The sequence below is a fragment of the Photorhabdus luminescens subsp. luminescens genome (assembly GCF_001083805.1).
Lineage (GTDB): Bacteria > Pseudomonadota > Gammaproteobacteria > Enterobacterales > Enterobacteriaceae > Photorhabdus > Photorhabdus luminescens.
The window spans coordinates 368,836-374,921 of sequence record NZ_JXSK01000005.1 but is presented as its reverse complement, the minus strand read 5'-3'; the positions used below and the strand labels follow the sequence as shown (position 1 = coordinate 374,921).

The 6,086-nt window shown below is 38.4% G+C and carries 8 protein-coding genes; 3 read left to right on the top strand and 5 right to left on the bottom strand.

All coding sequences use genetic code 11. The features are described from left to right. Nucleotides 1–72: 72 nt before the first annotated feature. The 5 genes from TI10_RS26495 to TI10_RS14765 all read right to left on the bottom strand — a co-directional run bounded on the left by TI10_RS26495 (nucleotide 73) and on the right by TI10_RS14765 (nucleotide 2,427). Nucleotides 73–195: a DUF1240 domain-containing protein gene (locus TI10_RS26495; RefSeq protein WP_336431714.1), complete on the bottom strand. Its 123-nt coding sequence runs from the start codon at nucleotides 193–195 to the stop codon at nucleotides 73–75. A 291-nt stretch (nucleotides 196–486) separates the two neighbouring features. Continuing rightward, nucleotides 487–888, bottom strand: coding sequence for a DUF1240 domain-containing protein (locus tag TI10_RS14780; RefSeq protein ID WP_049584149.1), 402 nt, complete (start codon nucleotides 886–888; stop codon nucleotides 487–489). Between the two features lie 36 nt (nucleotides 889–924). After that, nucleotides 925–1,326 (bottom strand): DUF1240 domain-containing protein, encoded by a 402-nt coding sequence (locus TI10_RS14775; RefSeq protein ID WP_049584148.1) that lies wholly within the window; start codon nucleotides 1,324–1,326, stop codon nucleotides 925–927. Further along, complete coding sequence (locus tag TI10_RS14770; protein ID WP_074525076.1) at nucleotides 1,316–2,185, bottom strand: hypothetical protein; 870 nt, start codon at nucleotides 2,183–2,185, stop codon at nucleotides 1,316–1,318. Before TI10_RS14770 ends, TI10_RS14775 begins: the two co-directional genes overlap by 11 nt. 35 nt (nucleotides 2,186–2,220) lie before the next feature. After that, the gene (locus TI10_RS14765) at nucleotides 2,221–2,427 is read right to left on the bottom strand and encodes a hypothetical protein (protein ID WP_049584147.1); all 207 of its coding nucleotides are present in this window, start codon (nucleotides 2,425–2,427) and stop codon (nucleotides 2,221–2,223) included. Between the two features lie 247 nt (nucleotides 2,428–2,674). Between TI10_RS14765 and TI10_RS14760 the strand changes: the two genes are divergently transcribed. The 3 genes from TI10_RS14760 (at nucleotide 2,675) to murP (ending at nucleotide 6,069) form a co-directional block, all read left to right on the top strand. After that, nucleotides 2,675–3,154: an Hcp family type VI secretion system effector gene (locus TI10_RS14760; RefSeq protein WP_049584146.1), complete on the top strand. Its 480-nt coding sequence runs from the start codon at nucleotides 2,675–2,677 to the stop codon at nucleotides 3,152–3,154. A gap of 528 nt (nucleotides 3,155–3,682) precedes the next feature. Next, on the top strand, nucleotides 3,683–4,588 hold the full coding sequence (gene murQ / locus TI10_RS14755) for an N-acetylmuramic acid 6-phosphate etherase (protein ID WP_049584145.1): 906 nt from the start codon (nucleotides 3,683–3,685) through the stop codon (nucleotides 4,586–4,588). A gap of 29 nt (nucleotides 4,589–4,617) precedes the next feature. Continuing rightward, nucleotides 4,618–6,069, top strand: coding sequence for a PTS N-acetylmuramic acid transporter subunit IIBC (gene murP, locus TI10_RS14750; RefSeq protein ID WP_049584144.1), 1,452 nt, complete (start codon nucleotides 4,618–4,620; stop codon nucleotides 6,067–6,069). The last annotated feature ends 17 nt before the right edge of the window (nucleotides 6,070–6,086 follow it).

The window sequence follows — 6,086 nt, the reverse complement described above, 5'->3', positions numbered from 1 at the left end:
AAAACCAATGAAAAAATTGCGCAAATAATACGTACTATTTTTCTTTTATTATCCACAAATATATCACTCATATCAATCACACAGTTTAATATCTTTTACATATTTATTCGGTGACATCCAAGATATCTTTTGGCATATCAAGTAATTCTCACTCCTCAGTTTATAATTCACATAAAAAGATATAGGAAAACTCAAAAAAACGCAACAATAGCTATCACACCAAGATATTTAACATAAGAATCATGATACCTTGGATACGCGCTGTTAAATTTAAATAAATAGAACAAACCAAGAAATAAAAAACCAATGGGAAGAAAAAAATGCAATTATTATTCCATTGGAAAAAGAGATTACCTCAGCCATTGTAATCAATGAAAATAGACTATCAACAGAAGCAAACATACCCAAAGATACCAAGGACAATACAAAAATCGCCAAAATAATATGAATTATTTTTCTTTACTATCCACAAACATATCACTCATATCAATCACATAACTTAATATCTTTCACATAAGTATTAGGCGACTTCCAAGATATTCTTGGACATACTAAATAACCATCACTTTTTAACTTATAATTCACATACAAAGATGTAGGAAAACTTAAAAAAAGTGAAATAATGGCTATCGTTCCAAAATATTTATTAAAATTATCATGATACTTAGGATAATGACCAGTTATACTGACAAAAATAATAAAGAATAAGGAATACAAAACCAAAGGAGAAAAAAAGAATATAATAATAACACTACTTGAGAATGTTATTTTCTCATCCATTTTAACTAAAGAGACTAAATTTTCTCCTGTCAAAAAGAAAGCGAATGACATCAAGATAAAAATAGCAAGAGCACCGATGATATATATAATCTTTTTTTTATCTCCCATACTGCCCCCAATTATGAATAAACTAAATAAAAAATATCAATCACATAGCTTAACATCTTTTACATAGGTATTCGGCGACATCCAGGATATTCTTGGGCATACCAAATAGTCATCACTTTTCAGTTTATAGTCCACATAAAAAGAGACAGGAAAACTCAAAAAAACTGAAACAATAGCTACCACACATAAATATTTCACATAGGCGTCATGATTCTTTGGATAACGCTTTGCTAAAGAAAGATAAACAGCCGAAACCACAAAATAAAAAATAAAAGGAAATGAAAAAAAAAACATCACAACACCACCTGAAAATGTTATTTTTTCATCCATTAAAATCAACGAAAGCAAATATTTACTTACTATAAACATAGAAAACGACATTAAAGACAATATGAAAATTGCGCAAATAATGTGTATTATCTTATTATTACTTTCCATATCTCCCCCAATTATAAAAAACCCTGTTGAGATCAACTTCTGGAGTTCTTGGTTTTCTTTTCATTTCTTTTTTAATTAAATTAATAACAGTTTCACTAATTTTATATTCTTTATCTATATAATCAAGCGCAATAGTAACACCTACACCTATAAGAAATACAGCAGCAGCCACAACAACTACGCTAGCACCAGCGGCAAATACAGTCATTACCAAAGACCCAATAACCCAAGAAGCAAAAGCTACTACTACTGTCTTAGCCAAATCTACCGCAATATTACCTAGAAAATCAGCCAGAGTGTATTCGTCCTTAAATATAAGCTCAACCGTTCGATAAGCGGCAGAAAAGAATATACTGAATTTCATTCCCTTAACTATGCCACTATTCAGTCCTTGCTGCCCAATCCCCATAGATATCACCTTCATGTTAGAAGCTTTATATCTTGAAGCAGTGATGATTTTCCTAACTCCCGCATAACCTGATATTTTGATATATCTATTCCCGTCTTTACCAACATACTCTGTCGCTTTAATCCCTAATTTCTTAAATTCCCCTATAACATTAAAAAGATCAAAAGAATCATGTATGTTACCTGCATATGGCGATATTGGATCGGTAATCTCAAATATTTTCTTTATAAATGGACTTTTGGGTTGTGGCGAATCAATATCTTCCAGAACATCTTTCGCTTCATCTAACGATAACAGCGCAATATAGGTTGTATTCTCTCTTAACTGCTTCTCGAGACCAATAGCATCAAAGAATTCATGCTGAGGTTTTAATTGGTTAGTCCCAACATGACCTCTCAGGAAATCCCCCATACAACCCTCCCAAGAGGGGTTGTACTTTTTATATGTCATTGTGAAGCCCTTTCCATATTCTTAAAATCATCGCATTAGTGTTTAACCGCCGGAGTTTCCAATTTGAGTGAAAGAACCCGGCCATCTGAAATCTTCATGTCGATCGCACAGGCTTGCGTTGACAGCAATAGGTTAAAACACTGCATCATCATCATTGCCAATTTTTCTTCTGGGATTAACGGGCTATTCACTAATACGTCAGTGAGTTGCTGTAATAACTGTTCTCTATCTCTATCGTTCATACGGCTAATCCTATTAACAATTAAAAGCTCAGGTGTAGCACTATATTACATAAAAAATAGCCATGTCGACTATATAATAGCAAAAAATTTCAAGCCCGTTTTTTATATCACTATTACTATCCTTAAAGAAAAAAAATTCAACATTGAACTATTAATTTCTTTATATTTTAGTGTTAAGGTCGTACTTTCACCGCCTGGTCATACAGTCTCAGGTAATTCAATTAAAGAATTTGTATGGTAATTACTTATGTCACACATAATTTATTTATCTTTAGATGGTAAGAAACAAGGTTTAATTTCTGCTGGTTGCTCAATGCTAGATTCTATAGGAAACCGATACCAAAAGGGGCACGAAGATCAAATACAGGTATTGAATTTAAATCACTCGATAACTCGCGAAAAAAATGTCGCTCATCATCCGATACAATTTATCAAGCCAATAGATAAATCATCCCCGCTGTTAGCAGCCGCAATATCTTCAAACGAACTACTGAATGCGATTTTCTTCTTTTACAGAACAAATCTCGCTGGACAATTAGAACTTTTCTATGAGGTCAAATTAATAGAAGCGAGTATTGTTGATATTTCTTGCGTCTACCCGAATTCAATAAATAATAATGAAATGATGCCTTACGAAAAAGTCTTTCTCAAATATAGATCTATATCCTGGAATCACATAACCGCCGGCACATCTGCCTATAGTATATGGGATGATAGAGTTTATTAAAAACAAACCAAATTAAGCATATATAAATATATATGTTCAGACCGCTGATAAACCTCGTTTAAAATAGCGAGGTTTGTTCTTTTCATTGTGAAAAATATTCAGACCTATTTTCCCCACCAGGCCAATTTGATCATTCACAAATGAGATATTTTTAACATGTCTATAAGCTCTGTCTGGTGAGCGAAACTTAATTTAGAACAACATATCAGATAGAAAACCAGCACTTTGTCAATAATCTGTCGGCAATTGTGCCACAGCCTGTGGCACAATTGCCGTGAGGTCACAATATTCAGATGATCAAAGGCAATGCCTATCCCGGCAGAACTCGGCTGTCAGCAACTTCAAGAACCGGTTACCCGTACCTCAATCGGAACTGGTACAGTAAACCCTGAATGTTGAGGGGTATAAGGTTTATTCGTAGGTTGAACTATCACAGCCATCAACATAGGAGCATCAACACTATAATCAATACCTTAAATCTTGATACATTCATGCTATCTGCCTTTTATATTCCTTTAGGAAAATAATATGAAAATCAATCTCAGCAACATGATAACCGAAAGCCGCAATCCAGCCAGTGCCAACATTGATACTTTGCCAACCCTTGAAATGCTAAAACTAATTAACAATGAAGATAAAAAAGTCGCACTGGCGGTAGAGCAAACTTTGCCGAAGATCGCTGAAACGGTAGATAAAATTACCGCAGCATTCCGTCAGGGAGGACGTTTAATTTATATCGGCGCCGGTACATCGGGCCGGTTAGGGATTTTGGATGCCAGTGAATGCCCTCCAACTTATGGCGCCAAACCGGAACAGGTGGTTGGGTTAATTGCCGGAGGGCATCAGGCCATTCTACATGCGGTTGAGAATGCAGAAGATAACCAACAACTGGGCGCAAATGATCTTCAAGCGCTAAACTTTAACTCAAAAGATGTATTGGTTGGCATTGCCGCCAGCGGCCGCACACCTTATGTCTTGGGTGCAATGGCGTATGCGAAATCCGTTGGCGCCGCCGTTGCCTGCATTAGCTGTAACCCGGAAAGCCCGATGACACAAACAGCCGATATCGCCATTACACCGATAGTTGGGCCGGAAATCGTCACAGGTTCATCACGAATGAAAGCCGGTACAGCACAAAAGCTAATTCTGAATATGCTGACCACCGGCGCTATGATCCGTACAGGTAAAGTTTATGGCAACCTGATGGTGGACATAGAAGCGACGAATGCCAAGCTGGTTGAAAGGCAGAAAAATATCGTTATGGCCGCCACAGAATGCAATCGTGAACAAGCTGAACAGGCCCTAGCTGAATGTGATGGACATTGTAAAACCGCTATTGTGATGATTCTGGCTGGAGTCAGCGCTCAACAAGCAAAGGTTTTGCTGGAAAAACATCACGGTTTTATTCGACCGACGATCTCAGCCGTTCGGTAACGACTTCCCTGCTGAGAAGGAGTAAGAAAATGGCTAAAATTAATCAGACAGTCATTGCCCAGATCCTTAAAGCTATCGGCAATGCAGATAATGTGGCGCAATGCGGCAACTGTATGACCCGCCTGCGATTGACATTGCATGATTATACGCAAGTGGATAAAACCGCGTTAAAACAGATCCCCAATGTGTTAGGTATTATCGAAAGCGACAATCAGTTGCAGATTGTGCTCGGGCCGGGAAAAGCCCAAGCGGCGGCTGAAATAATGAATGAATTGCTAAATTCTTTTCCTCATACAGAACAATCAAAACCAAGCGGAACTGATTTAACCGATATTGCTTCTGCCAATAAAAAGCAGCTTAAACAGAAGCAGGTGAGTGCTGTACACAAATTCCTGACCAAATTCGCCACTATTTTTACTCCACTGATCCCCGGTTTTATTGCCGTTGGTCTGCTTCTCGGCTTTGCCACTTTACTTGAACAAATAGCCATTCAAGGCGTTGAGCGCCCTAATACTGTTTTAGTTGAAATCATCGGCTATATGAAAGTTTTCAGTAAAGGTATGTTCAGCTTTCTAAGTATTCTGATCGGTTATAACACGCAAAAAGCATTTGGTGGATCAGGAATAAACGGCGCCATTATCGCTTCGCTGTTCGTACTCAGTTATAACCCAGACGCCACCAGCGGTTTCTATTCAGGTATTTCTACTTTCTTTGGCTACAGTATCGATCCACGCGGCAATATTATCGGCGTTCTTATCGCCGCTATTCTGGGAGCATGGGTAGAACGACAAGTTCGTAAAATCATTCCAGATAATCTGGATATGATCCTCACTTCGGCTATTACTCTGCTAATCATGGGAGCCATTGCTTTCATCCTTATCATGCCTTTGGGGAGTTATCTGTTTAGCGGTATGTCATGGTTGTTTCTTCATCTCAACGGCAATCCTTTTGGTACGGCGATATTGGCAGGACTATTTTTACTCGCTGTTATGTTTGGCGTTCATCAGGGATTTGTTCCGGTCTATTTCGCTCTCATGGACGCACAAGGCTTTAATTCTCTGTTTCCAATTCTTGCAATGGCAGGCGGCGGACAAGTTGGCGCCGCGCTGGCGCTGTATGTCAAAGCGAAAAAAGATTCTCTGCTACGCACGCAGATAAAAGGCGCCATTATTCCAGGCTTCCTCGGCATCGGTGAACCCTTGATTTACGGTGTTACACTTCCACGGATTAAACCCTTTATCACCGCCTGTTTGGGCGGTGCCGCCGGTGGTTTCTTTATCGGTTTGGCGGCTTATTTGGGATTACCTGTTGGGCTGAATACGGTTTTTGGTCCATCTGGATTGGTAGCACTGCCACTGATGACCTCGAACAGCGGCATTTTTGTCGGAATGGCAGTGTATGCCGCCGGGCTAGTGGTTGCTTATATCAGCGGCTTTGTCATGACTTTGCTATTTGGCAGTAAGAATGTCGATTTAACCTGATGATAGCGAATGACTCC

Coding starts and splice junctions, on each gene's coding strand:
- TI10_RS14780 (WP_049584149.1), bottom strand. CDS start 888: ATGGGAGATAAAAAAAAGATTATATATATCATCGGTGCTCTTGCTATT.
- TI10_RS14775 (WP_049584148.1), bottom strand. CDS start 1,326: ATGGAAAGTAATAATAAGATAATACACATTATTTGCGCAATTTTCATA.
- TI10_RS14770 (WP_074525076.1), bottom strand. CDS start 2,185: ATGACATATAAAAAGTACAACCCCTCTTGGGAGGGTTGTATGGGGGAT.
- TI10_RS14765 (WP_049584147.1), bottom strand. CDS start 2,427: ATGAACGATAGAGATAGAGAACAGTTATTACAGCAACTCACTGACGTA.
- TI10_RS14760 (WP_049584146.1), top strand. CDS start 2,675: ATGTCACACATAATTTATTTATCTTTAGATGGTAAGAAACAAGGTTTA.
- murQ (WP_049584145.1), top strand. CDS start 3,683: ATGAAAATCAATCTCAGCAACATGATAACCGAAAGCCGCAATCCAGCC.
- murP (WP_049584144.1), top strand. CDS start 4,618: ATGGCTAAAATTAATCAGACAGTCATTGCCCAGATCCTTAAAGCTATC.